A 26,858-nucleotide genomic window follows, 5' to 3' on the forward strand; every position below is an offset into this window, starting at 1 on the left:
TGTGTTTGAGCGTTGTGAAACGGGCCGAAGCCCGCTGGATTAATCTTTGTAAATGCTGAAGTATTCGCGTGCATCAAGCAGTTGCGTTTTGGTCAGCATAAAGACGCCGTCACCGCCGTTGTCGAACTCAAGCCAGGTGAACGGCACATCCGGGTACTGCTCTATCAGATGTACCATGCTGTTACCCACTTCACAAATCAGAACGCCATCGTCGGTCAGATAATCCGGCGCGCAGGCCAGGATGCGGCGGGTCAGCTTCAGCCCGTCAGAGCCTGACGCCAGGCCCAGCTCCGGCTCGTGACGGTACTCGTTCGGCAGATCGGACATGTCTTCGGCATCCACGTACGGTGGATTGGTGACGATCAGGTCGTATTGCAGCGTCGGCAGGTCGCGGAACAGGTCAGAGCGGATAGGCGTGACGTGATGGATCAAGCCGTGCTCTTCAATGTTATGTTCGGTGACGGCCAGCGCGTCGGTGGAGATATCGACGGCGTCCACTTCCGCTTCCGGGAAGGCGTACGCGCAGGCAATCGCGATGCAGCCGCTGCCGGTGCACATATCAAGTATGTGCTGCGGCTGATGGTTAATCAGGCCGTCAAAGTGGTTGTTGATCAGCTCGCCAATCGGCGAACGCGGCACCAGCACACGCTCATCAACATAGAACTCATGGCCGCAGAACCAGGCTTTGTTGGTCAGGTAAGCCACCGGAATACGCTCGTTCACGCGACGGATCACGCGCTCAACGATGCGGTGTTTTTCACTGGAGGTCAGGCGCGCGGTGCGCATGTCTTCCGGAATATCCAGCGGCAGGTAGAGTGACGGCAGCACCAGCTGGACGGCCTCATCCCACGGGTTATCGGTGCCGTGTCCGTACCAGATATTGGCGGCGCTGAAGCGGCTAACCGACCAGCGCAACATGTCCTGTATGGTATGCAGCTCGTTTACTGCTTCATCGACAAAAATTTTATCCACTCTTTCCTCCAGGGCATGCTCGCATAATTTTCGGCGGCTAGTTTGCCATGAAGACGGCGATAAATCAGCAATGACGCGTGTCGCTTGAGGTTAAAAAATGCGTTTAGTCGGGTACACTATCGGAAATACGAGATGAGAATGACGAATGAAAAAGAAAACATCGCTCAGCGAGGAGGATCAGGCTCTCTTCCGTCAGCTGATGACCGGGACGCGTAAAATCACGCACGACACCATTGTCCATCGCCCGCAGCGTAAAAAAATCAGCGAGGTTCCGGTCAAACGGTTGCTTCAGGAGCAGGCCGATAACAGCCACTATTTTTCAGATGAGTTTCAGCCGCTGCTAAATACGCAGGGCGCGGTGAAATACGTGCGCGAAGACGTCAGCCATTTTGAACTGAAAAAATTACGCCGGGGAGATTACTCGCCGGAGCTGTTCCTCGATCTGCATGGGTTGACCCAGATGCAGGCGAAGCAGGAGCTAGGGGCGTTGATCGCGGCGTGCCGACGCGAGCATGTTTTTTGCGCCTGCGTGATGCACGGTCACGGCAAACATATTCTCAAACAACAGACGCCGCTGTGGCTGGCTCAGCATCCACACGTGATGGCTTTTCATCAGGCACCGAAAGAGTACGGCGGAGATGCCGCATTGCTGGTGTTGATTGAAGTTGAGGAGTGGCAGCCGCCAGAGTTGCCCTGACAGGATGGCGGGAGGCACGCGGCACCCCGCCATATCGCACGTCACGTCAGATGGCTTTAGCCATCTTCAGGTTGCATGGACTCATTTGCCAGTTAAAGACCCCTTTGCCGGTTTCGTCGAGGGTGACGTTGGCAATGGCGGACGTTGTGAACATCGGCGGCGTTTCGCCCGGGCACAGCTCAGATACCAGATAGCCGACCAGCGGCAGGTGGGAAATGACCAGTGCGGAAGCGACACCTTCGTTGCACAGCGCCTGAAGGTAAGCACTGACAAGGCCAACATCGCCACACGGCGTGAGTTCAGGGAGAACATCCACACTGGAGGGCAGGTTCATACACTCCCCTACCACATCCAGCGTCTGTTCTGCCCGCAGGAACGGACTCACCAGAACGCGTTCAATGTCCACTTTTTGACCTTTAAGCCATGTCGCCATCTGACGGGATTCGTCGCAGCCACAGACGGTTAAAGGACGTACTGAGTCACTGGCGGCATCGAGTGCCGCGTCGCCGTGACGCATGATAAAAACTTGCATATTGCACCGCTTTTGTTAACCAGAATCACCGGCGTTAACTACCCGCGATTAATGCTCTGAGGTAGAAAACCCGATGGCCGGGCATTGTGCCTGATCCATTCGGTGAATGAAACGCTGTTTTTTACCTCAATGGCGTAAGTATAGTCAATCTCTGTTTACAATTTCGCCAGAACAGGTTCCATCACCTCAGGATTTACCCTTCTTTGACTTCAGTTTACGCAATCAGTTTCCCTTGCGGGCCAGAATGTCTGACCCCGTTCCGCCATCTGCAATAATTCGTCACAAGGTGTAAACCGTGGACCATATTGCGAGGCCAGACGTTGCAGGATCGCAACCACTTCACCCGCCCCGAGGGTATCCATATACCGGAACGGACCGCCAAGGAATGGCGGAAAACCGATACCAAACACGGCGCCGATGTCGCCGTCGCGCGCGCTTTTGATCACCTGCTCACCAAAGCAGCGCGCCGCTTCATTGAGCATCATCATCACGCAGCGCTCAGCACACTGAACCGCCGACAGTTTTCCCTGACCCGTGACAGGAATAAGCGCATAAACCGAAGGGTCGACCTGTTTCTTGCTTTTACGCCCTTTCGCGGCGTAAAGATAGAAACCGCGTTCATTTTTTCTGCCTTTGCGATCGTCCTTCAAAATTGCGGAAACAAAGTTTGCAGGCGGCGCAAAACGATCGCCATAAGCCGCTTCCAGCACAGGGATAATTTTAGTCCCCGTATCAATTCCTACCTCATCCAAAAGTTGGATTGGGCCGACGGGGAAACCAAACTTCACCAGGGCGTCATCGACGTGCTCAATTTTCTCCCCTTCCGCCAGCAACCGCATCGCTTCGTTAATATACGGCGCCAGAATGCGGTTGACGTAGAAGCCGGCTTTGTCCGCGACCACAACAGGAGTTTTGCCCTGTTTTTTCGCCAGCTTCACCACGGTGGCAATAGTTTGCGGGCTGGTTGTGGCATGAGGGATAACCTCCACCAGCGGCATTTTTTCGACAGGACTGAAATAGTGCAGCCCTATCACCTGCTCCGGGCGCATGGCTTTCGCCGCGATGTCGCCGATCGGCAAAGACGAGGTGTTTGACGCGAAAATGGTGTGCGGCGCGCAATGCTGTTCAACGTCCGCTACCATCTGCTGCTTAAGGGCCAGATCTTCGAACACGGCTTCAATCACCAGATCGCGGTGTGCAAACCCACTGTAGTCGGTGGCGCCAGTGATCATCGCGAGGATTTTATCGCGATCGCTGGCCTTGATATGGCGGCGTTTCACTTTGCGATCAAGGTTCTGCCAGCTGTACTGCAACGCGTGGTTGATGCCCTGAGGATTGATATCTTTGATACGTACGGGCAATTTGCCTTTGCTGGCGGTGACAAACGCGATGCCTCCGCCCATCAGCCCACCACCCAGAACCCCAACGGCGCGCAGCGGAGCCGGTTCAGCTTCACTGCCCGGATCTTTTTTAACCTCCGTGCTGGCAAAGAAAATGCCGCGCAGCGCCTGCGACTGCGGCGTCATCGCCAGCTCGCCAAACGCTTTCGCTTCCGCGGCATAACCGCTGCTGCTGCCCTGGGATAAACCGGTTTCAATCACCTTCAGAATGCGCGTCGCTGCCGGATAGTTCCCTCTGGTTTTTTGCTCGGTTTTTTTACCCACCATATTAAACAGCAGCGTGCGCCCCAGCGGCCCGGCGAGGATACGCTCACGCACCGGCAGGGGGCGTTTCGCCTGACGACCTTTCAGCGCCCGCTCAACGGCAGCCTCAAGCAAGATTGCGTGCGGAACGACCTCATCAACCAGACCCGCCTTTAACGCCTGACGGGCGCGCAGCTGTTTACCGGTTAAAATCATCTCCAGCGCAGTACTGACGCCCACCAGCCGCGGCAAGCGCTGCGTGCCACCTGAACCGGGCAGCAATCCAAGCTGTACTTCAGGCAGTCCGAGTACGGTTTTCGCATCGTCGGTACAGATGCGACTGTGGCAGGCCAGCGCCAGCTCAAGCCCGCCGCCCAGGCAAGCCCCGTGGATCGCAGCGACAACGGGTATCGACAGCGCATGGATCTCCGCCATCACCTGCTGCCCCTGACGCGCCAGATCTTCTGCTTCCTGAGCGCTTGTCGCCCGGGCAATCATGTTGATATCGGCCCCGGCAATAAAGTTATCCGGCTTTGCCGAGATAAATACCAGGCCACGTATCGCTTTGTTTTCGCGGATCTGTCTGAGCATCGCACGCACCTGAACGCCGAACTCCGCCTTCAGGGTATTCATTTTTTCGTCGGGCACATCAATGGTGATAACGGCCACGTTATCAAGGCGAACAGCAAGGTTAAATGCAGATGTCGTTTCCATTATTCAGCCTCCAGAACCATTGCTGCGCCCAGGCCGCCCGCCGCACAGGCGGTGACGAGACCAAAGCCGCCGCCACGGCGACGCAGTTCGTGCAACGTCTGGGTGATCATTCTCGCCCCGGTCGCTGCAAACGGATGACCGTAAGCAATGGAGCCACCCAGCACATTGAATTTACTTTGATCCACTTCGCCTGTGGCATGTGCGCGGCCCAGCACGTCGCGGGCAAAACGTTCGCTCGCCATAAGCTGCACGTTTGCCAGCGTTTGTGCGGCAAAGGCTTCGTGCATATCAATTAACGTGAGATCGGAGAGCGTTAGCCCCGCGCGCTCCAGCGCCAGCGGCGTGGACCAGGCCGGTCCGAGCAGCATGTCCTGCCAGACATCGATGGCGGTAAAGGCGTAGCTGCGCAAATAGCCCAGCGGTGTGATGCCCAGCTCTTTCGCCCGGGATTCCGTCATCAGGATCACGGCGGCGGCACCGTCCGTCAGCGGCGTACTGTTGGCCGCCGTAACGGTGCCATGTTTACGGTCAAAGGCCGGGCGCAGTTTTGCGTAATCTGCCAGGGTTGAGGTGCCGCGAATGTTGTTATCTTCCGCGAGCGGTTCCCGGTAAGGCGGTACATAGGCGGTCATCACTTCGTTGGTCAGTTTGCCCTCCGACCAGGCTTTCGCTGCCAGCTGATGCGAGCGATGCGCCAGCGCATCCTGCTGTTCGCGGGTAATACCATAGGTTTTTGCCATCTGCTCGGCTGTATCGCCCATGCGCAGGCCGGTGGAGTATTCAGCAACGGCAGGTGGCACGGGCATGAGGTCGCGCAGGCGTAAACGCGAGAAGAGTTTAAGCTTTGCACCGGTAGTGCGAGCTTTGTTGGCATCCACGAGGATGCGGGCCAGCTGTTTGCTGACGCCGATGGGCAGCACGGAGGAGGAATCCGCGCCGCCGGCGATCCCCGCGCGAATGGTCCCCGCCATCAGGCTTTCCGCCACGTTCGCCACCGCCTGGAAACTTGTGGCGCAGGCGCGGCTGACGCTGTAGGCGTCGGTATGAACATTCATGCCGGCACCCAGCACGATTTCACGCGCGATATTGGGTGCTTCCGGCATCTGTACCACCTGGCCGAAAACCAGTTGCTCAATAACCTCTGGCGGGATCTCGCTGCGAGCCAGCATCTCCCCCACCACCATTTTTCCCAGATCGACAGCCGGTATACCGTGAAACGCGGTTGCCTGACGTGCAAACGGCGTACGTAACCCGCTGACAATGGCAATGCGGTCACCGTGTCGGGTGATAAGCGGTAATGCCTGACTCATAACACTCCCCTGTAAAAAAATTTTGCGCGCACGTTAAGTGGTCTGACCTGATAATAGTCTTAACTATTTTTTTACATTGAGCCAATCGGGGAAGCGAAAAATTGCGAGCTAAGGCACAGAGAAGAAAAAGAAAATGCCCAGGGTAAAAGCAAAACGGTAACCCGTGGGTTACCGTTTTTAGTGTTTGCGCCCTCTCCCGTGGGAGAGGGTTGGGGTGAGGGCACCAGACCGCAGGAATTAACGCAGGCCCAGCTGGAAGATCAGCGTTTCTGCCTCGCAGGCGAACACAAAGTCGATATCCAGCTGTACGCCGCCTTCCACTTCCGTGAAGGTAGATTTGATTTCACATGGATCGGATTCGACTTCACGCGCACGCTTGCTCAGCGCGGCCAGCGTCTCTTCCGCTTCAGCGCGGTTAGGGAATACGCGGCTGTAAGAGGCGGTGCAATCGGTGTTGTCCATAATGGTGCCAACATCCATACAGCAGCAAACCGGGGTTTCATCAGCACTGCATTTACTCATAGCTCAATTTCCTCTGTATTCGCGCAGCGCGCGAGATAAACACGATGCGACTATTTTACGCCCCCGGACGAGCCCCCTCCAGCCGTTAATGGCGCAAAACCGGATAAGTGAGCAATATCACACTAAAAAATGATCTAAAACAAAATTCACCTTTTCGGATGAATCGTAGTGGTCACAATTTTGCCAACCAGATCTCGTTTCATGAAACATGTTTGAAAATATTAATAAACAAACTTGCAACATCCCAGCTGGTCAGACCTATACTCTCGCCACTGGTCTGATTTGTATGTCATACCTCAGACCCTACACTTCGCGCTCCTGTTACGGTATGTAACAATTATTGAATAAAAATAACTCAATGAGGTTATGGTCATGAGCCAGAAAACCCTGTTCAAACAAACTGCTTTAGCAGTTGCAGTGGCAATCGTCTCAACGTCCGCCTGGTCAGCGGGCTTCCAGTTAAACGAATTTTCTTCCTCTGGCCTTGGCCGTGCGTATTCCGGGGAAGGTGCAATTGCCGATGACGCAGGCAACGCAAGCCGTAACCCGGCGCTTATCATGATGTTTGATCGCCCTACCTTCTCTGCCGGTGCGGTTTACATCGATCCTGATGTCAACATTTCTGGCAAATCTCAGTATACCGGCGCAGATCTGAAGGCGGATAACATTGCACCAACGGCGTGGGTGCCTAACCTGCACTTTGTTGCGCCAATCAATGAACAGTTTGGTTGGGGTGCCTCTGTCACCTCAAACTATGGCCTGGCAACGGAGTTCAATAACAACTACCCGGCCGGGGAATACGGCGGTAAAACCGACCTGACGACCCTGAACCTTAACCTGAGCGGCGCATATCGTCTGAACGATAACTGGAGCTTTGGTCTGGGCTTTGATGCTGTCTACGCTGATGCAAAAATCGAGCGTTATTCCGGGGAGCAAACTGCTGCGCTGCCGAAAAACAGCAATAAAATTGCCAGCCTGAAAGGTGACGAGTGGGGTTACGGCTGGAACGCCGGTATCCTGTATGAACTGGATAAAAACAACCGCTGGGGTCTGACCTACCGCTCAGAAGTGAAGATTGACTTCGATGGCGATTACAAAAGCGGCATCCTGAGCCCGGTCAACGGTATGGTACCGGGCGCAGGCACCACCATTCCATGGGGTACCTCGAATCAAACCGTACCGGGTTCACTGTCACTGCATCTGCCAGAAATGTGGGAAGTGTCAGGTTATAACCGCGTTGCGCCGCAGTGGGCTATTCACTATAGCCTCGCGTATACCAGCTGGAGCCAGTTCCAGGAGCTGAAAGCCACCGGCAGCAACGGCCAGACGCTGTTCTATAAAGACGAAAGCTTCCACGATGCTTACCGTATCGCACTTGGTACGACCTATTATATGGATGACAACTGGACGTTCCGTACCGGCGTGGCATTTGATGACAGCCCGGTACCGGCAGATAAGCGTTCTATCTCCATTCCGGATCAGGACCGTTTCTGGGTGAGTGCGGGGGCAACCTACGCGTTCAACGAAAATGCCTCTATCGACGCGGGCGTGTCGTACATGCATGGACAGAAAGTGACCTTCCAGGAAGGCCCTTACGAGTTTACCTCTGAAGGTAAAGCCTGGCTGTTTGGTACCAACTTCAACTACGCGTTCTAATCCCAACACGATTAAAAAAGGTGAGCATCGCTCACCTTTTTTATTTATTCCGAATCGATATCTTTTAATTCGTTCTCGATGGCTTTCGCGTTCGGATTATCTTCCGGCTTCAGCTTACCGCCGTTGGCAATAAAGTCATGGTTCTGGAAATAGGCCTCGCGGACCATGATGTACGGATCGGAAGACTGACGCAGCAGACCGTCAGAGTCCAGCAGTTGCGCACGCGTTTCAATCCCTTCCACGGTCCATTTACCAATCGACAGCGGCCAGGTGAGCCATGACAGCACCGGATACAGCGTATCCACCATATCGCCGCCATCATCACGCACGGTAAAGCTGCCGTAGAATGGCAGGTGCACATACGGCCCATAACCTACGCCATAATGCCCCAGTGTGCTGCCGAAACGATGCGGCTGTTCACGCTGTAATTTCGGGTTCGCCATGCCTGCGACATCTATTAAGCCGCCCATACCCAGCAGAGAGTTCAGGAAGAAACGGGTGAAATGCACCATCCCCTGATACGGGTCGCCCTGGAGGAAGTAGTTCACCATCACCGCTGGCTCTTCCAGGTTACTGGTAAAGTTGCTCAGCCCGTTACGCGCTGGCTGCGGAACGTAGTCACGCCATGCCACGGCAACCGGACGAACCAGATATGGATCCAGGACATTATAGTTAAAGTTGTACATTGAACGGTTAAATCCTTCGAGAGGATCGGAGCGTCCCGTTTGCTCGCCAGAGCTGGCGCAGCCCACAAGCATCGTTACGCCCAGCGCAAGCGCCGACAGCCGAAGCTTCATATATTTCTCCCTGTTCAATATGGCTATCGTTGAATGCCATCTGTGACGGAGCCTGTGAGGCTCCGCCTGAAACGTGCAAGTGATTGTAACAGCACGCTTACCGATGTCTACGAGGACAATGACGACCCGCTCGCGTCATCACGCTAATTTCAGCATAGCCTGTCTTTAAGAATTCGTTTCGCTGGCAATTTTATATTGGCTTTGAAAGAGATGTCTCACCTTTATTGCCATTTTCAGCAATTTAAGAGCTTCCCCACGGGCAAGGCGCCAAAAGCCGCTACGCTTAAATGAGCGATTACCCCGAAGGAGCAGTTATGAAAGATATTAACGAAGAAAAAATTGGCGAGAACAATGAGGAACATGAGATTGAAAGTGAGGAGAAAGACCGGGGAGAAGAGATAGAAGTCGATGAGGATCGCCTGCCGTCGCGCGCCATGGCCATTCATGAGCATATTCGCCAGGATGGCGAAAAGGAGATGGAGCGTGACGCAATGGCCCTGCTGTGGTCGGCCATCGCAGCCGGTCTGTCGATGGGTGCCTCTCTGCTCGCCAAAGGTATATTTCACGTTCAACTGGAAGGCGTGCCGGGCGGTTTTTTGCTGGAGAATTTAGGCTACACGTTCGGCTTTATTATCGTCATTATGGCGCGACAGCAGCTTTTCACGGAGAACACCGTCACTGCCGTACTGCCCGTCATGCAAAATCCGACCCTTGGTAATTTTGGTTTACTGATGCGCCTCTGGAGCGTCGTGCTGCTGGGGAACCTGATCGGTACGGGCGTTGCAGCCTGGGCCTTCGAGTATATGCCAATTTTTGATGAACCGACCCGCGACGCATTCGTGAAGATTGGCATGGACGTAATGAAAAATACGCCGGTTGAAATGTTCTCTAATGCCATTATCTCCGGCTGGATCATCGCCACTATGGTCTGGATGTTCCCGTCAGCGGGCAGCGCGAAAATCGTGGTGATTATCCTGATGACCTGGCTTATCGCACTCGCCGATACTACGCACATTGTTGTCGGGACCGTTGAAATCCTTTATCTGGTATTTAACGGCACACTCCACTGGAGCGACTTTTTCTGGCCGTTCGCCCTGCCTACTCTCGCAGGCAACATTTGTGGCGGAACCTTTATCTTTGCACTGCTGAGCCATGCGCAAATCCGTAACGACATGTCCAACAAGCGTAAGGCCGAACTTAAGGCTCAGGAAAAAAAAGATAAAACTGCCGAAAAATCGGCGTGAACGGTGACTCTTTGACCAGTCAGGCGGCAATGCGCTTAACGAGAAGTGTAAATAACGCTATACTCTTGCCGCTTCGTCCCCTTAGTTAAATGGATATAACGAGCCCCTCCTAAGGGCTAGTTGCAGGTTCGATTCCTGCAGGGGACACTTTTAATTTCCCCCTATAATCCCTGATTTATCAATCCGCTTTGCAATTGCCGCTTTTTTAAGCAAAAACGAGTAATAGCTCATATTGTATAACGGTGCTACATTAAGCCGCCCACCCAAGTCAGCAATGGCCAGGCAACGTCGTAAAGAACGGTAAAGCCTGCAACCATGACCTCGTCCTACGGTCTCAATGGCACGTGGTATCGCGAAGTCTGCGCTACCTTCACAGGCTTTACAAAGGTTCCACTATTTTGTCTCAATCCAAATTTCAGCGGGCATTTCTGCACCCGCGCTACTGGTTTACATGGTTCGGCCTTGGCGTACTTTGGCTGCTGGTCCAGCTTCCTTATCCCGTGATTCGCTTCCTGGGTTCGAAGCTCGGCAGCGCATCGCGTCACTTTCTTAAGCGTCGCGAGTCCATTGCCCGAAAAAATCTTGAACTTTGCTTTCCGCATTACAACGCGCAGCAGCGTGAAACGCTGATCGCTGAAAACTTTAAATCTATCGGAATGGCGCTGCTTGAAACCGGTATGGCCTGGTTCTGGCCAGACGAGCGTGTCCGTAAATGGTTTGACGTTGAAGGTCTGGATAACCTCAAACATGCCCAGATGCAAAAACGCGGCGTGATGGTTGTGGGTGTGCATTTTATGTCGCTTGAGCTGGGCGGCCGCGTTATGGGTCTTTGTCAGCCGATGATGGCAACCTATCGCCCGCATAACAGCGCACTGATGGAATGGGTACAAACGCGGGGCCGCATGCGTTCAAATAAGGCGATGATCAGCCGTAACAATCTGCGCGGTATGGTTGGCGCCCTGAAAAAAGGTGAAGCCGTCTGGTTTGCCCCGGACCAGGACTACGGCCCTAAAGGCAGCAGCTTTGCCCCTTTCTTTGCGGTTAAAGATGTCGCTACGACGAACGGTACCTTTGTGATTTCACGTCTCTCTGGCGCCTCGATGTTAACGGTGACCATGGTCAGAAAAGCGGATAAGTCAGGCTATCGTCTGCATTTCTCACCGGAGATGGCGAACTATCCTGAGGATGAGAGTGAAGCCGCGACCTTTATCAATAAGGTGATTGAGTTTGAGATTATGCGAGCACCTGAGCAGTATCTGTGGATGCACCGCCGCTTTAAAACCCGCCCTCTGGGCGAAGCCTCACTTTATATCTAACCCCTTTCGAAGGTTAGTTTCGCTAAGAAACTAACCTTTTCAAGCACCTGTAATCGCAGTGCGTAACGGCTTTTTTCGACCGTCGCTCAACAGGCATTTATTGCGTACCGAAATCAAACTGTCGCCGTTACACGACACTCGTAAGTATCGGAAATTATTTAAAAAAATGCCTCTTGTCACTCCTGAAATTTAGGCGTACATTAGCGCCGTCTGGCGACAGGAAAGCACAGAATTCAGAGCTGAAGTTAGCGACGTAACGGGATAATTCCGATTTCCCCTTTCGCATGATTTCAACTCTCTATACTCAGTTGGACTCTGTTTTTTTAATGCGTACCGGAAGATACGCGGAGCGATGAAACGTGAAATATTTCTTTATGGGCATTTCGGTTATTGTTTTAGTTTGGGCCGGAACGTTTGCTCTGATGATCTAGTTAAGAAAATGCAGTCAAAAAAACAGGCGCCGTTGGCGCCTGTTTTTTTGGTGTCCGTTACGACTCGGGTTGTTCCACGACGCTCTTAACTGCAAGCAGGCCATCCGCGCGGAACATGCTTTTAATCCCCCGCACAGCCTGACGGATACGGTCGCTGTTTTCGATCAGCGCGAAACGCACATGCGTGTCACCGTAGTCACCAAAGCCAATGCCTGGAGAAACGCAAACCTTCGCGTCCTGAAGCAGTTTTTTGGCAAATTCCAGAGATCCCATCGCCGCATACGGCTCGGGGATTTTCGCCCAGACGTACATGGAAGCTTTAGGCATTTCAACCATCCAGCCCGCTTCGTGAAGCCCTTTTACCAGCACATCACGGCGGCGCTTGTACTGGGCGGCAATATCAAGCACGCACTGCTGATCCCCTTCCAGCGCCGCGATGGCCGCGACCTGCAATGGCGTAAACGTACCATAGTCATGGTAACTTTTAATACGCGCCAGGGCGCTCACCAGCGTTTTGTTTCCCACCATAAATCCAATTCGCCAGCCCGCCATGTTGTAGCTTTTCGACAGGGTGAAAAACTCAACCGCCACATCACGGGCACCCGGTACCTGCATAATTGACGGCGCTTTCCAGCCATCATAAACGATATCAGCATAGGCGAGATCGTGTACCACCAGCACGTCGTAACGCTTAGCCAGCGCGACCACTTTCTCAAAGAATTCGAGTTCGACGCATTGTGCCGTTGGGTTGGACGGGAAACCGAGGATCATCATTTTCGGCTTCGGATAGCTTTCACGAATCGCCCGTTCCAGCTCGTTGAAGAAGTCGACGCCTTCCACCAGTGGAACAGAACGCACCTGCGCGCCAGCAATCACCGCCCCATAAATATGAATTGGGTAGCTCGGATTCGGCACCAGGACGGTATCGCCGTGATCGAGCGTCGCCAGCATCAGGTGGGCCAGCCCCTCTTTGGAGCCAATGGTCACAATCGCTTCGCTTTCAGGATCGATATCCACCTGATAACGGTCCTGATACCAGCGGGAGATCGCCCGACGCAAGCGTGGAATGCCGCGTGAGGTTGAATACCCATGGGTATCGGGACGCTGGGCAACTGTGCAGAGTTTCTCAACGATATGCGGCGGCGTTGGGCCGTCAGGGTTACCCATACTGAAATCGATAATGTCTTCACCGCGCCGACGCGCAGCCATTTTCAGTTCAGCAGTGATATTGAAAACATAAGGGGGGAGACGATCGATACGCGTAAAACGGCGTTCAGGACTGAATTCAGCCATAGATTCCTCAGAGTCACGTTAGCGCCCGGACCGTCCGAGCGACGCTGCCACCCGTGTGGCATGCTTAGAAAATAACCTGAAGAAAAAGACGCTGTCGAGGGGATAACGGCAAAACAATATATTGCGCTAAAACGGGAATGCAATTGCAGTGAAAAGCGGAACTCTTATCGTGATCAGGCAGTTTTAAGCGCTGCGATTTAACACAATATTTTCAGTATCGTTACCTGACGCTTCTCCCCAAACGAAAAAGCAGCGACTTTCAGTCAAAAGCCAGCAATCCCCTTTGAGAATTATGGTTTTTCCCCATTTGATAAATCTGATGGATAGCTGGTCATCTGGCCCTATGTTTTCTATCATAGATTTTTCCCGTTTTCCCAGGCCTGACCGTGCACGAAATCTTCAATATGCTCCTGGCGGTGTTCGACCGCGCGGCATTAATGCTGATCTGTCTCTTTTTCCTTATCCGCATCCGCTTGTTTCGCGAACTGTTGCATAAATCTGCCCACTCGCCAAAAGAGCTGCTGGCCGTTACGTTTATCTTTTCGATGTTTGCCCTGTTCAGCACCTGGTCCGGCGTGCCGGTAGAAGGCTCGCTGGTGAACGTGCGCATCATCGCCGTCATGTCTGGCGGGATCCTCTTTGGTCCCTGGGTCGGGATTATCACAGGCATTATCGCCGGCACCCATCGATACCTGATTGATATTGGCGGCGTGACGGCAGTCCCCTGCTTTATCACCAGCATTATTGCCGGGGTACTCTCCGGCTGGATTAACCGCAAAATCCCGAAAAAACAGCACTGGCGTGCGGGGATAATCGCGGGGATGGTCTGCGAAACGCTGACCATGATCCTGGTCGTCGTCTGGGCACCGACCACTGCGCTGGGGCTGGATATCGTCTCGAAGATCGGTATTCCGATGATCCTCGGGAGCGTCTGTATAGGCTTTATCGTGCTGCTGGTGCAAAGCGTGGAAGGCGAAAAAGAGGCGAGCGCCGCGCGTCAGGCGAAGCTGGCACTGGATATTGCCAACAAAACGCTGCCGCTTTTCCGACACGTTAACACCGAATCTTTACGTCAGGTTTGCGATATCATCCGCCGGGATATTCACGCCGATGCGGTCGCCATCACCAATATTGACCACGTGCTGGCCTATGTTGGCGTCGGTGAGCACAATTATCGCGACAGCGACGATACCATCAGCCCGACCACCAGACAGGCGATTAACTACGGAAAAATCATCATTAAAAACAATGATGAAGCCCACCGGACGCCAGAGATCCACTCAATGCTGGTGATCCCGCTGTGGGAAAAAGGCGTGGTCACGGGGACGCTGAAAATTTACTACTGCCATGCGCACCAAATCACCTCCTCGCTCCAGGAGATGGCGATTGGCCTGTCGCAGATCATCTCCACCCAACTCGAAGTTTCGCGTGCGGAGCAGTTGCGCGAGATGGCAAATAAGGCAGAGCTGCGTGCCCTGCAAAGCAAGATCAATCCCCATTTCCTGTTTAACGCGCTGAACGCTATCTCCTCTTCCATTCGTCTTAATCCGGATACCGCGCGGCAGCTGATTTTTAATCTGTCGCGCTATCTGCGCTACAACATTGAGTTAAAAGACGACGAGCAGATCGACATCAAAAAAGAGCTGTATCAAATCAAGGATTACATCGCAATTGAGCAGGCACGCTTTGGCGATAAGCTGACGGTCATTTACGATATTGATGAAGAGGTCAACTGCGTGATCCCAAGCCTGCTGATCCAGCCGCTGGTGGAAAACGCCATTGTTCACGGCATTCAGCCGTGTAAAGGAAAAGGCGTGGTCACGATTAGCGTGACGGAAAGCGGTAACCGCGTGCGAATCGCCGTGCGCGATACCGGACACGGCATCGATCCGAAAGTTATCGAGCGCGTCGAATCAAACGAAATGCCGGGAAATAAAATCGGGCTGCTGAACGTGCACCACCGGGTCAAGCTGCTGTACGGTGACGGGCTGCACATTCACCGCCTTGAGCCGGGCACCGAGATTGCTTTTTATGTTCCGAACGAACGAACGCCCGTTAATGCCCCCATATCCTTGTTGCCGTAGGCCGGAGTAACAGATGAAAGTCATCATCGTAGAAGATGAAATTCTGGCTCAGCAGGAGTTGAGCTGGCTTATCAAAACCCACAGCCAGATGGAGATTGTTGGCTGTTTTGAGGATGGTCTGGACGTGCTGAAATTTTTGCAGCATAACCGGGTCGACGCGATTTTTCTCGATATTAATATTCCGTCTCTGGACGGCGTTCTGCTGGCGCAAAATATCAATCAGTTCGCCCATAAGCCGTTTATTGTGTTTGTCACCGCGTGGAAAGAGCATGCCGTGGAAGCCTTCGAGCTGGAGGCGTTTGACTATATTCTCAAGCCGTATCAGGAGTCACGTATTATCAGCATGCTGCATAAGCTGGAAGCCGCATGGCAGCAGCAGTCGCTGCCCGCCAGTGCCAGTCCGGTAGCGCGGGAAAACGACACCATTAATCTGGTCAAGGACGAACGGATCATCGTCACGCCTGTCGACGATATTTACTATGCTGAAGCGCACGAAAAAATGACGTTTGTCTATACGCGGCGTGAGGCCTACGTAATGGCGATGAACATCACCGAATTTTGCAACAAACTCCCGGCAGCGCACTTCTTCCGCTGCCACCGCTCGTTCTGCGTCAACCTGAACAAGATCCGCGAGATCGAACCCTGGTTTAATAACACCTATATTTTGCGTCTGAAGGATCTGGATTTTCAGGTGCCGGTAAGCCGCAGCAGAGTGAAAGCGTTCCGCCAGCTCATGCACCTGTAGCGCGTTCCCTCTCCCGCAGGAGAGGGAGACGGATGTCAGAGGATCTGGCCAAGTACCTGACGCAGATGCGCCCCGGAGCCAAGCAAGCCCGGATTGTCGTGGACAATCAGGTAAACCGGAATGTCCTGCACGTAACTTTTGAAGCGGCCTTTGTCTTCAAAGCCACCACGGAAACCGGAGGCGGTAAAGAAATCGAGGAAGCGCGGCACGATCCCGCCCGCAATATAGACCCCGCCAAAGGTGCCGAGATTCAGGGCCAGGTTGCCGCCGAAACGCCCCATAATGACGCAGAACAACGACAAAGCACGACGGCAGTCAATACAACTGTCGGCCAGCGCGCGTTCGGTCACATCTTTAGGCTGCAGATTTTCCGGCAGACGACCGTCTGATTTTACAATCGCCCGATACAGGTTCACCAGACCCGGACCAGAAAGCACGCGCTCGGCCGACACGTGACCAATCTCGGCGCGTAGCTCCTCAAGAATAATGCCCTCTTCTTCGCTGTTCGGCGCAAAATCCACGTGGCCGCCCTCACCCGGCAGGCTGACCCAGCGTTTGTCGACGTGAACCAGGTGCGCCACCCCCAGACCGGTTCCGGCGCCGTAAACAGCAATGGGTTTGCCTTCAACCGGGGCCGTACCGCCGAACTGAATCAGATGCTCAGGTTTAAGCATTGGGATAGCCATGGAAACCGCAGTGAAATCGTTGATAATTTCAAGGTGCGAGAAGCCGAGGTTTTTCCGCATTTCGGCAATTGAAAAGGCCCACGTGTGGTTGGTCATCGCCACCCAGTCGCCGGTGATCGGACAGGCGATGGCGATACAACCGTCTTCAACGCTCACTTTATGCTCTTCAAGATAGACGCGAACTACCGCTTCCAGGCTTGGGTAATCCAGCCCTGAATAGGTTTTCGCCTGAGAAATTTCACCGCTGTTTACATCGCACAGGGCAAGGCGCGCGTTGGTGCCGCCTACATCACCTACCAAAGCATACTTTGTCATTCTTCTACTGCTCCGCTAAAGTCAGAATAAATCTTTGGGACACTGTAAATTCAAGGCGTGATAACAACAACGACCAGAAGGTGACTGCCCATGGATTATCGATCTTCGTCACATAATAACTTTACCGTTTCAGCACCTTTTGCACTATTGCCACAATGCTGATTGTGCAAAGTAACGTTAAGCCGTTTTGTACAAGGAAATCATCATGCTCCATCCGCGAGCCAGAACCATGCTGTTATTGGCTGTCCCGGCGCTAATTATTGGCGTAGCGTCGAGCCTGGTGCTCATCGTCGTCATGAAAGTAGCGGCAGTGCTGCAAACGATTTTATGGACCGCGCTGCCGGTTAAACTTGGCATCAGCACTGACTCGCCAGGGTGGATCATGATGATGCTGACCCTGACCGGAATTGCCGTAGGTCTGGTGATCCGCTATAGCCCGGGCCATGCCGGGCCGGACCCGGCACTGGAACCCTTGATTGGTGCGCCAGTATCTCCCTCTGCTCTGCCGGGGCTTGTTATCGCGCTGATTATCGGTCTTGCGGGCGGCGTAAGCCTCGGGCCTGAACATCCCATTATGGCGGTTAATATCGCGCTGGCGGTCTTTCTGGGAGCGCGTCTTTTCCCGCGCGTTGGCGCGCTGGACTGGACGATTCTGGCTTCCGCCGGTACCATCGGGGCACTGTTTGGTACCCCAATAGCGGCTGCGCTCATCTTTTCGCAAACGCTCAGCAGCGACAATGATGTGCCGCTGTGGGATAAACTCTTTGCGCCACTGATGGCCGCAGCAGCAGGGGCCCTCACAACCAGCCTGTTTTTCCATCCCCATTTTTCACTCCCCATCCCCCACTATGGCCAGATGCAACTCACCGATATTGTCAGCGGTGCCGTCGTCGTCGCGATAGCCATTGCGCTGGGAATGATCGCAGTGTGGTGTCTTCCGCGCCTGCATCGTCTGATGCACAGGCTGAAGCATCCGGTGCTGATTCTGGGTATGGGCGGTTTTATTCTGGGCGTTTTAGCGCTATCGGCGGGACGGTTACGCTGTTTAAGGGTCTGGACGAGATGCAGCAACTGGCCTTCAGCCAGGTCTTTAGCGTCTCCGATTATCTGCTGTTCGCGCTGGTAAAACTGGCGGCGCTGGTGATCGCTGCGGCCTGTGGTTTCCGGGGAGGACGGATCTTCCCGGCGGTATTTGTTGGCGTCGCGCTGGGGCTGATGCTGCATGAGCACGTCGACGCTGTCCCTGCGGCGATTACCGTCTCCTGCTCCATTCTGGGGCTGGTACTGGTGGTAACGCGCGATGCATGGCTGAGTCTGTTTATGGCGGCCGTTGTTGTGCCGGATACCACGCTTCTGCCGCTCCTTTGTATCGTGATGTTGCCCGCCTGGCTCCTGCTGGCGGGCAAACCGATGTTGATGGCATGGCGAAACGACAGGTAATCAGGCGTTATTGCGCGCCTCCAGCGCTTTGGTCAGCGCGCTCAGCAGCGGCGGAATATCGGCTTTCGGCAGCATCACCTCGATCAGCGATAGTCGCTCGTGGTGTGCTACTTTATCCAGCACCTCCGCCAGTGTTTCCGCTTCGCTGACGCGCCAGCATTCTGCCTCTGGCGCCAGGCTCAGCGCCTGCGGGATCTGCGTCCAGTTCCAGAGGGCGATATCGTTATAGCGCTGCTCCGGCCCGTGGATGGCTCTCTCAACCGTGTATCCCTCGTTGTTAAGCACCAGAATAATCGGGCGCTGCTTGTCGCGCAGCATCGATCCCAGCTCCTGAATGGTCAACTGCGCGGCACCGTCACCCGTCAGGACAATCACGCGTCGGTTCGGACACGCTGTTTGCGCGCCAAACGCCGCCGCGAGCGTGTAGCCGATCGATCCCCAAAGCGGCTGGACGATAAAGTTCACGTCTGCCGGTAAACGCAAATCGATAGCGCCGAAAGCAGACGTCCCCTGGTCAGCCAGAATAATGTCTCCGGGGCGAATAAACGTTTGCAGGGTACGCCAGAAGCTCTCCTGAGTCAGCGCCCCTTCGGTAGTGGGGAAAGAAGAGCTGCTGTGATCCGATGGCGCTCGCGTATCACGTACATGCGTTTTGCACAGCGCTGTCAGCGTTTCAATGGCCTCCCTCATCGGGATACCCGTAAACCAGACGTCGCCGACGCGGGACGCGTGGGGCTGAACCTCTATCGTCTGATCTGGCGTCAGCTGGTGGGTAAACCCGGCTGTGAGCGTATCGGTAAAGCGCGTGCCAATGCACAGCACCGTATCAGCCCCCTCGATTGCCTCTTTGACCGCCGCGGCGCTCGCCGATCCGCTGTAGGTGCCATAAAAACCGCTCTGTCGTTCGTCAAAAATGCCCTTGCCCATCAGCATGGTGGCGTGTGCCATCGGCACCTCTTTCACCCACGTCTGAAGGGCCGCGCGCAAACCGTGGCGCAGCACCAGGAAGTCCGCTAACAGCGCGGTGCGTTTGCTCGTTGACAAACGCTTTTCGGCAGCCTCACGGAACGCTTGCATGCAGGCTGAATCGGCCGGTGCGGAGTTAAGAGTGAGAGCGCTTACAGGGGGCGTAGCGGCTTTTTTCGCCACATCGGCGGGCAGCATCAGGTAGCCCGGACGGCGCTCCCGCAGCATGGTGGTAAGCACCCGGTCAATTTCATAGCAGGCGTTTTGTTCGGTGAGCACCGCCTGTGCGACGGTAATGGGTTCGCTCATATGATAGAAGTGGCGGAACTCGCCGTCGCCTAACGTATGGTGCAATAACTCTCCTCGTTGCTGTGCCGCCATACCCGGGGCCCCCACAATATGGAGCACGGGAACATGTTCGGCAAAGCTGCCCGCCACACCGTTCATGGCGCTTAATTCCCCAACGCCGAATGTCGTCAGCAGCGCGGCAAATCCCTTACAGCGGGCATAGCCGTCTGCGGCGTAAGACGCGTTCAGCTCGTTGGCACAGCCCACCCAGCAGATGTCCGGGCTGTCTATCACATGGTCGAGAAACTGCAGGTTATAGTCGCCCGGCACGCCAAACAGATGATCGGCACCGCAATCTGTTAGTCGGTCCAGCAGGTAATCGGCGACGCAATAGGGGGTACGCATATTATAGGTGTCCTTCTGACGTTGACCTCACTCTGAGTATTAAATAAGCGTGAAGTGTGTCCAGAATTGGCGACAATCAGGGGCTGGAAAGAATGCTTTACGAAAAAAGCTGAGCTATGCTCATTTTCTTCAGGTTAGTGTAAACGCATACACTGATTTTTCTTTCCAGCGCCAGAGGTCTCGCTCATGGGTTATCAACCTGACAAAAATCGTTACCAGACAATGCAATATCGCCGCTGTGGACAAAGCGGCCTCAAGCTTCCCGCCATCTCGCTGGGGCTTTGGCATAATTTTGGCGACGCGACGCTGCTCGAAAACAGCCGTCAACTTTTACAGCGCGCCTTCGATTTGGGTATTACACATTTTGACCTTGCTAATAATTACGGCCCACCTCCTGGTTCAGCCGAACGCAACTTCGGGCGCATCCTGCAGGAGGATTTCCTGCCCTGGCGCGATGAGCTAATCATCTCCACCAAAGCGGGCTACACCATGTGGGACGGGCCTTACGGCGACTGGGGCTCGCGTAAATATCTGATTTCCAGCCTTGACCAGAGCCTCAGGCGTATGGGGCTGGAGTACGTTGATATCTTCTATCACCACCGCCCCGATCCACAAACGCCGCTACGTGAAACGATGAAAGCGCTTGACCATGTGGTGCGCCAGGGCAAAGCGCTGTACATCGGCCTGTCCAACTACCCGGCAGAACTGGCGCGGCAGGCGATTGAAATACTGGAGGATCTGGGCACGCCCTGTCTAATCCACCAGCCGAAGTTCTCCATGTTTGAACGTGCGCCTGAAGAGGGGTTGCTGGACGTATTGCAGCAAAATGGGGTGGGATGTATACCCTTCTCTCCACTGGCGGGCGGACAGTTGACCGATCGCTATCTGAACGGCATCCCGGCAGATTCTCGCGCAGCAAGCGGCAGTAAGTTCCTTAATCCGGAACAGGTCACCGACAAAAAGCTGGAAAAGGTACGCAAGCTGAATGCGCTGGCGGAAAAACGGGGGCAAAAGCTTTCGCAAATGGCACTGGCCTGGCTCCTGCGCCACGATGCGGTGACATCCGTGCTCATCGGCGCAAGCAAAACCGGACAAATTGAAGATGCTGCAGGCATGCTTGAAAATCGTCATTTCTCCGCAGAAGAGCTGAAGACGATAGAAGCGATCCTGTCCAGTTCAGATTAAAAACACTTTTAGCAAAAAGTGCTCTCGTTCATGATTTAGGAGTTGAGGCGATGAAACGAATGTTTACCAACTCGTAAAATTGCGTTAACAGGTCGCACAGCGGCCCCGATCGTGAAGGAGAAGAGTATGTTCAGGTCACTGATTCTTGCAGCGGTACTACTGGCTTCGGCCCCGCTGGTCGCCAATGCGGGCGAAATCACCCTGTTGCCATCGATTAAATTACAAATTGGCGATCGTGATGACTACGGCAGATACTGGGACGGTGGCTACTGGCGCGACCGTGACTACTGGCACCGACATTATGAGTGGCGTAAAAACCGCTGGTGGAAACACGATAACGGCTATCACCGTGGCTGGGATAAGCGTAAGGCCTACGAGCGCGGCTACCGCGAAGGCTGGAACGATCGTGACGACCGCCGTGGCGGCAGGGGTCACGGAAAAGGCAGAGGCCATGGTCACGGCCATCACCATTAACAGCTAAAAGGAGCCTCACGGCTCCTTTTTCTTTTACAGGCCTGCTGCTGTGCCTATCAGCAACCACATGTTTAACGCCACCACCACAACCACAATGGCCCACCCGGCGCGTTTCACCCACGTCGAATTCACCAGATCGCCCATCAGCGATTTGTTGCTGGTGAATATCAGTAGCGGCACCAGCGCCAGCGCAATACCGAAACTCAGCAGCACCTGACTCATCACCAGAATGCGGGTCGGATCCAGCCCCATCAGAATTACAATAAAGGAAGGCAGCATCGTTACCGAACGGCGAACCCACAGTGGAATATGGAAACGTACGAACCCCTGCATCACCACCTGCCCGGCCAGTGTCCCCACAACCGTAGAGGAAAGTCCCGCAGCAACCAGGCTTAAACCAAAAATAGTGGCAGCGGCATGGCTCAGCAACGGCTCCAGCGTCAGGTACGCCTGGTCGAGATCGGCAACCCCGGTATGCCCGTTAAAGTGAAACGCGGCGGCGGCAGTCGCCATCATCGCCAGATTCACAAATCCGGCAATGGTCATCGCAATTGCCACATCCCATTTCGAGGCGGAGTAGCGCTCTTTACTCGTCCCGCCGTGCAGATTTTGGGTTAAAGAAGAGTGCAGATAAATTACGTGCGGCATAATGGTCGCCCCCAGCACCCCGGCGGCCAGAAATACGGCTTCAGAGGTGGGTAACGACGGGATCACCATCCCTTTCGTCAACTGCACCAGATTCGGCTGGGAGAAAATCAGCTCAACAATATAGGCGGCAGCGACGAACAGCAGCAGGCCGCCGATGACTTTCTCCAGCGGTTTTTGTCCCCGCCTCTGGAGCATCAAAATAAGGAACGTGGCGATACCGGTCAGCACGGCGCCCTGTAGCAGGGAGACGCCCAGAATAAGCTTAAAGCCGATCGCCGCCCCGATAAACTCGGCGAGATCGGTGGCCATGGCGATAATTTCCGCCTGGACCCAGTAAAACCATACCGCCGGACGCGGATAGTGATCGCGGATTTGCTCCGCCAGGTTTTTCCCGGTGGCAATACCCAACTTCGCGGAAAGCATCTGAATCAGCATCGCCATCAGGTTGGCCCACACCACAACCCACAGCAGCTTATAGCCGAAACTGGCCCCGGCCTGAATATTGGTCGCAAAATTACCCGGATCGATGTAGCCAATCGCGGCAATGAATGCAGGTCCCATTAATGCGAACCGCAGCTTGCGTGCCGCCCTGCCGCTGCTACTCTCTACGCGACTATTCGTCATTTCTGCCTCTGGAAATATAGCCTGTGCTATGTTTTATGCTATCAAAATGAGAATAATTATCAAGTTCATTTGTAATGGTTAACATGATTACTCTGATAGCCAGGGACAATAGACAGGCAGGTGGAGCAAGGTCACAGAATGTGAAAATGCGCAGACATTTGTGAAGCGTAGCACACAAACTTAACTTTTCACTCATTTACCTAACATAACAAAAATGTATTGTTGATCACTATTTTTGAGACTCGTCACAGGATGTAACTATAGTGTGGGCTTGATCTCGTTTTCTTTGTGCTTGTTACATAGAATGTGCACGGAAATTAAACCTGCCTCATATTTGGAGCAAATATGGACCGCGTCCTTCATTTTGTCCTGGCACTCGTTGTCGTTACTGCACTCGCATTGCTGGTCAGCACTGACCGCAAAAATATTCGTATTCGCTATGTTGTCCAGCTGCTGGTCATTGAAGTTTTACTTGCGTGGTTCTTCCTGAACTCCAACGTAGGCCTCGGCTTCGTGAAAGGCTTCTCCGAAATGTTCGAAAAACTGCTCGGATTTGCCAACGACGGGACTAACTTTGTCTTTGGCAACATGAACGATCAGGGTTTGGCCTTCTTCTTCCTGAAAGTGCTCTGCCCTATCGTCTTCATCTCTGCCCTGATCGGGATCCTCCAGCACATTCGTGTTCTGCCGGTGGTTATCCGTGCAATCGGCTTCCTGTTATCGAAAGTTAATGGCATGGGCAAGCTGGAATCCTTTAACGCAGTCAGCTCGCTGATCCTGGGTCAGTCTGAGAACTTCATTGCGTATAAAGATATCCTCGGCAAGATGTCCCGTAACCGCATGTACACCATGGCGGCGACAGCAATGTCTACCGTTTCCATGTCTATCGTGGGCGCGTATATGACTATGCTGGAACCTAAATACGTGGTTGCAGCGCTGGTTCTGAATATGTTCAGCACCTTTATCGTTCTTTCGCTGATTAACCCGTACCGCGTGGATGCCAGCGAAGAGAACATTCAGATGTCAAACCTGCACGAGGGACAGAGCTTCTTCGAAATGCTGGGTGAATACATTCTGGCGGGTTTCAAGGTTGCGATTATCGTTGCCGCGATGCTGATTGGCTTTATCGCACTGATCGCTGCGCTGAACGCCCTGTTTGCGGCCGTACTTGGTATTTCGTTCCAGGGTATTCTGGGCTATATCTTCTACCCGGTCGCCTGGGTAATGGGTGTGCCCGCTCACGAAGCGTTGCAGGTGGGCAGTATCATGGCAACGAAACTGGTATCCAATGAATTCGTGGCGATGATGGATCTTCAGAAGATTGCCAGCACGCTCTCCCCGCGTGCGGAAGGGATCCTGTCCGTCTTCCTGGTCTCCTTCGCGAACTTCTCTTCCATCGGTATTATCGCTGGTGCGATTAAAGGCCTGAACGAAGAGCAAGGTAACGTCGTTTCTCGCTTTGGCCTGAAGCTGGTTTACGGTTCAACGCTGGTGAGCGTCCTGTCTGCCTCTATCGCAGCATTGGTGCTGTAATCCATACCGCTCAATGAAAACCGGGAGCCATCGCTCCCGGTTTTTTTATGTCTCCAGCGCCGTCAGGGGCAGTGGTTTACCAATCAAATAGCCCTGCAAATAATCAACGCCGTATCGCAGCAACATCTCGCGTTGTTCAGCCGATTCCACATATTCAGCCACCACACAAAGCGATTTCGTTTTTGCCATGTTGCAAATGGACTGCACGATCATCGCATCCATGCTGTCGGTGCAGATATCTTTCACGAAGCAGCCATCGATCTTAATGATATCGGCCTCCAGTCGCTTCAGGCGCTCAAAGTTGGCATAGCCGGTACCAAAGTCATCGATAGCAATGCGGAAGCCATAATCCCGCAGCTGCTGGATATTGTTGATGCTGCTTCCCGAGTCAGAGAAAGCCTGTTCCTCGGTGATCTCAATGACGATATCTTGCGGTGCAACGGCGTAGCGTTCAAAAAGCGCGATGATCTCAGCTGCAATCTCGTTCTGCATCAGCGTCAGCGGCATCAGATTAACGGAGAACCGCGTTCCGGCCCGTCCGGATGGATGACTGCGCATCCACATCAGCAATTTTTCCACCACGTTCAGGTCGAATCGGTGGCTCAGGTTGAACTGAGCAATCAGCGGAATAAAGCGGTCAGGGGTGATGATCTCACCATCACTTTCAAGACGCGAAAGGATTTCAAAGTACCCTTCTCCGCGCGCGTTGTGAATTGGCTGCGCGTAAAGATGGAGACCACCGATATCAAGGGCGCGTTTTATACGGGCCAGCATTAGCACCCTGTCCGTCGTATGACCAGAAACATCATCCAGACTGTTGGTTAACGCAAGGACGTTATGCCCGGAACAGGACTGCTCGGACAGCCAGCTCAACTGACCCAGCGTGTGATGCACGCTTTCTCCATTTGGCACTTCCCCCCAGGAGGCACCAAACTCAATGTCGAGCTCAGTCTTGTTCCAGATAATTTTACGGCTGTTCAGATGGTCAACCATAAATTGCAGACGTTCAGCCGTGCCCGGTCCCAGCAAGACCAACATCAGTTCACTGCCTGGTAACTGGAAGAGCTTCTCGTCTTTTTGCAATAACGGCTGCAGCGACGCGGTGATCATCTTTTTACAGTGCACGCGCATGAGGATGCCGTAGTGACGGCTCAGGAATTCCAGATTATCCAGACGCAAGCAGCAGACTTTGGCCTCAGGATGATGCTGTAGAAAAACTTCCAGCGCACGAATGTTAGGCAGACCGGTGAGCGGATCGGTAAGCGCCCTATCCTGCCACCCCTGTTTCAGCCATTCACTTTTCTGATAGATCTGCGACATGTAAAGCAGGCAGATAGCGAAAGAGATGAGTACCGACAGAATAAAGGAGAGCGAGTGGCCCGATTCAACGCCATTGAGAAAATTATAATTATAGGTCAACAACATGAGCGCTGAGGCTGCCCAGAATAAAGAGATGAGCGCATAGCTCAAACGACCAATACCCAGGGTAAAAAGAATGAAAACGGTCGGCATCAAATAACCCGCAATAAACTGCGACTCAAAAGGCGCGCATAAAATAGCGATTATTGAGACCAACAGCATCAGCCACACAACGATAAATAACGCTTTTTTGTTGCAAAAGAGGGGCTTCACGCTTCGCCGCCAGAATGTTCGGGCATAGCGAGGATTAATAATCATTCTTAATGGATAATAGAACATCATGGTGAAAATCAGGGCGGCGCAAATCAGACTCTGAATATCGATAACGTTATAAATTGCAGAGCCTTCGCCGAAATAGGAGGAGATTGTTACCGGGAAATCAAATAAATACCCCGCCAGATACATCGATAATTTGATGCCCACAGGCACCATAAATCCGAGCCATAAAATACGTATACCAATGTACTTATTCGGCATGCTGTGGCGCCAGCGCTTGCCCAGCATCAAACGGATAACGCCACAGGCGGCGAAGACGGAAAACGTCTGACAACATAATAAAACGATAGATTGTAGCGGGGCTAAATCAAAGTAATAAGCATTAGTAACACTAAAACTTAGCAACAAAGGAATGATTGCCCGTCGTCCAAATAACAACACGATGGCGAGCATGGCGCTTAAGGGCAGCCACGCTAAATAAACATCATTTTCGTTAACGATAGCGCGCGGAGAGATATAACGGGAAAAGGGGATCGCAATCAGGCTTAGCGCCAGGGCAATCATAAATATTTTTACATTATTGTAAATTTTTCTATTCATTAATCCGGGTAATCTATTTAACCATCGTCTTATTGACCGGATCGATAATAAGTTTATTAATTGGACGAATCAAGTTTAGGTCTATTTATGGACTTATTTATTG

At 53.5% G+C, this 26,858-nt stretch carries 21 protein-coding genes, 1 tRNA gene and 1 pseudogene; 12 read left to right on the plus strand and 11 right to left on the minus strand.

Annotation, left to right across the window (positions count from 1 at the left end):
* Positions 1-39: 39 nt before the first annotated feature.
* Positions 40-972, minus strand: a complete 933-nt coding sequence (gene prmB, locus ACQG2Q_RS16450) for a 50S ribosomal protein L3 N(5)-glutamine methyltransferase (RefSeq protein ID WP_022648865.1) — start codon at positions 970-972, stop codon at positions 40-42.
* 145 nt (positions 973-1,117) lie between these two features.
* Between prmB and smrB the strand changes: the two genes are divergently transcribed.
* On the plus strand, positions 1,118-1,669 hold the full coding sequence (smrB, locus tag ACQG2Q_RS16455; protein WP_022648866.1) for an endonuclease SmrB: 552 nt from the start codon (positions 1,118-1,120) through the stop codon (positions 1,667-1,669).
* 46 nt (positions 1,670-1,715) lie between these two features.
* Here smrB and sixA read toward each other — a convergent pair whose 3' ends face one another.
* The 4 genes from sixA to ACQG2Q_RS16475 form a co-directional block, all read right to left on the minus strand.
* Positions 1,716-2,201, minus strand: coding sequence for a phosphohistidine phosphatase SixA (gene sixA, locus ACQG2Q_RS16460; protein WP_003861375.1), 486 nt, complete (start codon positions 2,199-2,201; stop codon positions 1,716-1,718).
* 209 nt (positions 2,202-2,410) lie between these two features.
* On the minus strand, positions 2,411-4,558 hold the full coding sequence (gene fadJ, locus ACQG2Q_RS16465) for a fatty acid oxidation complex subunit alpha FadJ (protein ID WP_023306657.1): 2,148 nt from the start codon (positions 4,556-4,558) through the stop codon (positions 2,411-2,413).
* On the minus strand, positions 4,558-5,868 hold the full coding sequence (gene fadI, locus ACQG2Q_RS16470; RefSeq protein ID WP_023306658.1) for an acetyl-CoA C-acyltransferase FadI: 1,311 nt from the start codon (positions 5,866-5,868) through the stop codon (positions 4,558-4,560). The genes fadJ and fadI overlap by 1 nt, the downstream gene beginning before the upstream one ends.
* 237 nt (positions 5,869-6,105) lie before the next feature.
* On the minus strand, positions 6,106-6,390 hold the full coding sequence (locus ACQG2Q_RS16475) for a YfcZ/YiiS family protein (RefSeq protein ID WP_022648869.1): 285 nt from the start codon (positions 6,388-6,390) through the stop codon (positions 6,106-6,108).
* Positions 6,391-6,762: 372 nt separating this feature from the next.
* Here ACQG2Q_RS16475 and fadL point away from each other — a divergent pair, with 372 nt between their 5' ends.
* Positions 6,763-8,046 carry a long-chain fatty acid transporter FadL gene (gene fadL, locus ACQG2Q_RS16480; RefSeq protein WP_022648870.1) on the plus strand — a complete coding sequence of 428 codons (1,284 nt, stop codon included), beginning with the start codon at positions 6,763-6,765 and terminating at the stop codon, positions 8,044-8,046.
* A 44-nt stretch (positions 8,047-8,090) separates the two neighbouring features.
* Here fadL and mlaA read toward each other — a convergent pair whose 3' ends face one another.
* Positions 8,091-8,843 (minus strand): phospholipid-binding lipoprotein MlaA, encoded by a 753-nt coding sequence (mlaA, locus tag ACQG2Q_RS16485; RefSeq protein WP_022648871.1) that lies wholly within the window; start codon positions 8,841-8,843, stop codon positions 8,091-8,093.
* Positions 8,844-9,157: 314 nt separating this feature from the next.
* Here mlaA and ACQG2Q_RS16490 point away from each other — a divergent pair, with 314 nt between their 5' ends.
* The 4 genes from ACQG2Q_RS16490 (at position 9,158) to ypdK (ending at position 11,834) form a co-directional block, all read left to right on the plus strand.
* Positions 9,158-10,087, plus strand: coding sequence for a formate/nitrite transporter family protein (locus ACQG2Q_RS16490; protein WP_022648872.1), 930 nt, complete (start codon positions 9,158-9,160; stop codon positions 10,085-10,087).
* Between the two features lie 75 nt (positions 10,088-10,162).
* A tRNA-Arg gene (locus tag ACQG2Q_RS16495) sits at positions 10,163-10,234 on the plus strand.
* Positions 10,235-10,482: 248 nt separating this feature from the next.
* A complete protein-coding gene (gene lpxP, locus ACQG2Q_RS16500) occupies positions 10,483-11,403 on the plus strand; it encodes a kdo(2)-lipid IV(A) palmitoleoyltransferase (protein WP_176486856.1) in 921 nt (306 codons plus the stop codon).
* Positions 11,404-11,762: 359 nt separating this feature from the next.
* The gene (ypdK, locus tag ACQG2Q_RS16505; protein ID WP_099458937.1) at positions 11,763-11,834 is read left to right on the plus strand and encodes a membrane protein YpdK; all 72 of its coding nucleotides are present in this window, start codon (positions 11,763-11,765) and stop codon (positions 11,832-11,834) included.
* Between the two features lie 57 nt (positions 11,835-11,891).
* On the opposite strand, the gene alaC is transcribed toward ypdK, so the two are convergent.
* Positions 11,892-13,127: an alanine transaminase gene (gene alaC, locus ACQG2Q_RS16510; RefSeq protein ID WP_023300650.1), complete on the minus strand. Its 1,236-nt coding sequence runs from the start codon at positions 13,125-13,127 to the stop codon at positions 11,892-11,894.
* A gap of 386 nt (positions 13,128-13,513) precedes the next feature.
* Between alaC and ACQG2Q_RS16515 the strand changes: the two genes are divergently transcribed.
* Both ACQG2Q_RS16515 and ACQG2Q_RS16520 read left to right on the plus strand, forming a co-directional pair.
* The gene (locus ACQG2Q_RS16515) at positions 13,514-15,211 is read left to right on the plus strand and encodes a sensor histidine kinase (protein ID WP_022648926.1); all 1,698 of its coding nucleotides are present in this window, start codon (positions 13,514-13,516) and stop codon (positions 15,209-15,211) included.
* Between the two features lie 13 nt (positions 15,212-15,224).
* Positions 15,225-15,956: a LytR/AlgR family response regulator transcription factor gene (locus ACQG2Q_RS16520; RefSeq protein ID WP_032622329.1), complete on the plus strand. Its 732-nt coding sequence runs from the start codon at positions 15,225-15,227 to the stop codon at positions 15,954-15,956.
* Between the two features lie 35 nt (positions 15,957-15,991).
* On the opposite strand, the gene glk is transcribed toward ACQG2Q_RS16520, so the two are convergent.
* Positions 15,992-16,957 carry a glucokinase gene (glk, locus tag ACQG2Q_RS16525; RefSeq protein ID WP_022648928.1) on the minus strand — a complete coding sequence of 322 codons (966 nt, stop codon included), beginning with the start codon at positions 16,955-16,957 and terminating at the stop codon, positions 15,992-15,994.
* A 205-nt stretch (positions 16,958-17,162) separates the two neighbouring features.
* Here glk and ACQG2Q_RS16530 point away from each other — a divergent pair.
* Positions 17,163-18,397 (plus strand): annotated as a pseudogene (locus ACQG2Q_RS16530) (ion channel protein).
* Here the strand turns inward: ACQG2Q_RS16530 and ipdC are convergent.
* Positions 18,398-20,056, minus strand: a complete 1,659-nt coding sequence (gene ipdC, locus ACQG2Q_RS16535; RefSeq protein WP_063849947.1) for an indolepyruvate decarboxylase — start codon at positions 20,054-20,056, stop codon at positions 18,398-18,400.
* A gap of 186 nt (positions 20,057-20,242) precedes the next feature.
* Between ipdC and mgrA the strand changes: the two genes are divergently transcribed.
* Positions 20,243-21,241 (plus strand): L-glyceraldehyde 3-phosphate reductase, encoded by a 999-nt coding sequence (gene mgrA / locus ACQG2Q_RS16540; RefSeq protein ID WP_063849945.1) that lies wholly within the window; start codon positions 20,243-20,245, stop codon positions 21,239-21,241.
* Positions 21,242-21,367: 126 nt separating this feature from the next.
* Positions 21,368-21,715 carry a DUF2502 domain-containing protein YpeC gene (ypeC, locus tag ACQG2Q_RS16545; RefSeq protein WP_022648932.1) on the plus strand — a complete coding sequence of 116 codons (348 nt, stop codon included), beginning with the start codon at positions 21,368-21,370 and terminating at the stop codon, positions 21,713-21,715.
* A 33-nt stretch (positions 21,716-21,748) separates the two neighbouring features.
* Here the strand turns inward: ypeC and ACQG2Q_RS16550 are convergent, their stop codons facing one another.
* Complete coding sequence (locus ACQG2Q_RS16550) at positions 21,749-22,987, minus strand: Nramp family divalent metal transporter (RefSeq protein ID WP_023300656.1); 1,239 nt, start codon at positions 22,985-22,987, stop codon at positions 21,749-21,751.
* Between the two features lie 345 nt (positions 22,988-23,332).
* Here ACQG2Q_RS16550 and nupC point away from each other — a divergent pair, with 345 nt between their 5' ends.
* Positions 23,333-24,520, plus strand: coding sequence for a nucleoside permease NupC (nupC, locus tag ACQG2Q_RS16555; RefSeq protein WP_022648934.1), 1,188 nt, complete (start codon positions 23,333-23,335; stop codon positions 24,518-24,520).
* 45 nt (positions 24,521-24,565) lie between these two features.
* Here the strand turns inward: nupC and ACQG2Q_RS16560 are convergent, their stop codons facing one another.
* Positions 24,566-26,755, minus strand: a complete 2,190-nt coding sequence (locus ACQG2Q_RS16560) for an EAL domain-containing protein (protein ID WP_180237983.1) — start codon at positions 26,753-26,755, stop codon at positions 24,566-24,568.
* Between the last annotated feature and the right edge of the window lie 103 nt (positions 26,756-26,858).

The sequence above is a fragment of the Enterobacter cloacae complex sp. 370H10 genome, from assembly GCF_050031535.1.
GTDB lineage: Bacteria > Pseudomonadota > Gammaproteobacteria > Enterobacterales > Enterobacteriaceae > Enterobacter > Enterobacter intestinihominis.

Coding starts and splice junctions, on each gene's coding strand:
- smrB (WP_022648866.1), top strand. CDS start 1,118: ATGAAAAAGAAAACATCGCTCAGCGAGGAGGATCAGGCTCTCTTCCGT.
- sixA (WP_003861375.1), bottom strand. CDS start 2,201: ATGCAAGTTTTTATCATGCGTCACGGCGACGCGGCACTCGATGCCGCC.
- fadJ (WP_023306657.1), bottom strand. CDS start 4,558: ATGGAAACGACATCTGCATTTAACCTTGCTGTTCGCCTTGATAACGTG.
- fadI (WP_023306658.1), bottom strand. CDS start 5,868: ATGAGTCAGGCATTACCGCTTATCACCCGACACGGTGACCGCATTGCC.
- ACQG2Q_RS16475 (WP_022648869.1), bottom strand. CDS start 6,390: ATGAGTAAATGCAGTGCTGATGAAACCCCGGTTTGCTGCTGTATGGAT.
- fadL (WP_022648870.1), top strand. CDS start 6,763: ATGAGCCAGAAAACCCTGTTCAAACAAACTGCTTTAGCAGTTGCAGTG.
- mlaA (WP_022648871.1), bottom strand. CDS start 8,843: ATGAAGCTTCGGCTGTCGGCGCTTGCGCTGGGCGTAACGATGCTTGTG.
- ACQG2Q_RS16490 (WP_022648872.1), top strand. CDS start 9,158: ATGAAAGATATTAACGAAGAAAAAATTGGCGAGAACAATGAGGAACAT.
- alaC (WP_023300650.1), bottom strand. CDS start 13,127: ATGGCTGAATTCAGTCCTGAACGCCGTTTTACGCGTATCGATCGTCTC.
- ACQG2Q_RS16520 (WP_032622329.1), top strand. CDS start 15,225: ATGAAAGTCATCATCGTAGAAGATGAAATTCTGGCTCAGCAGGAGTTG.
- glk (WP_022648928.1), bottom strand. CDS start 16,957: ATGACAAAGTATGCTTTGGTAGGTGATGTAGGCGGCACCAACGCGCGC.
- ipdC (WP_063849947.1), bottom strand. CDS start 20,056: ATGCGTACCCCCTATTGCGTCGCCGATTACCTGCTGGACCGACTAACA.
- mgrA (WP_063849945.1), top strand. CDS start 20,243: ATGGGTTATCAACCTGACAAAAATCGTTACCAGACAATGCAATATCGC.
- ypeC (WP_022648932.1), top strand. CDS start 21,368: ATGTTCAGGTCACTGATTCTTGCAGCGGTACTACTGGCTTCGGCCCCG.
- ACQG2Q_RS16550 (WP_023300656.1), bottom strand. CDS start 22,987: ATGACGAATAGTCGCGTAGAGAGTAGCAGCGGCAGGGCGGCACGCAAG.
- nupC (WP_022648934.1), top strand. CDS start 23,333: ATGGACCGCGTCCTTCATTTTGTCCTGGCACTCGTTGTCGTTACTGCA.
- ACQG2Q_RS16560 (WP_180237983.1), bottom strand. CDS start 26,755: ATGAATAGAAAAATTTACAATAATGTAAAAATATTTATGATTGCCCTG.